Source organism: Nonomuraea sp. NPDC048916, from assembly GCF_040649575.1.
GTDB lineage: Bacteria > Actinomycetota > Actinomycetes > Streptosporangiales > Streptosporangiaceae > Nonomuraea.
In genome coordinates this window covers 1-438 of the sequence record NZ_JBEZFS010000237.1, presented here as the reverse complement: position 1 = coordinate 438, position 438 = coordinate 1, and the positions used below count along the sequence as shown (strand labels likewise).

1 pseudogene is annotated in these 438 nt (G+C 62.3%); it reads right to left on the bottom strand.

Features of this window, described 5'->3' with window-relative positions:
• Window positions 1-72: pseudogene (locus AB0C16_RS40645) on the bottom strand (50S ribosomal protein L13); the annotation flags it as partial.
• Window positions 73-438: the final 366 nt, after the last annotated feature.

Genomic DNA, 438 nt, shown 5'->3' with positions numbered 1-438 from the left:
GACGACATCCTGGGCGTCGATGACGTACCACTGGCGAGTAATGTCGCCGGGCTTGGGGCTGTACGTACGCACGGTCGTAGCCTTCGCTTCTTCAGTGAGTGGGTCCTGACATGGCCACCACGGACGATGTACGACAGCCCTGGCGGACCTCGGTGACGCAACCGAGTCCTGCCGCTGGTCATCGGCCCGGTGGACCGGTGTAAGGGCCCCTCACGTGAGAATGAGCAAGCCAATACACATAACGAACATGCAGGATACCTGCGGTGCCCCGGATGGGTCAAAACGGGGGACAGCAGGAGGCGCATGTCGCTTATCAGGGTACCTGGCCCGCTTCCCGTTGCACCAACCACCCGGAGATGTCTTTTTTGCCCGTGTGCAGTCAGGTCAGGCCAGGGAATCACGTGCCTTCCGAAGCGGAACGGCATCCCCCGAGCCCCG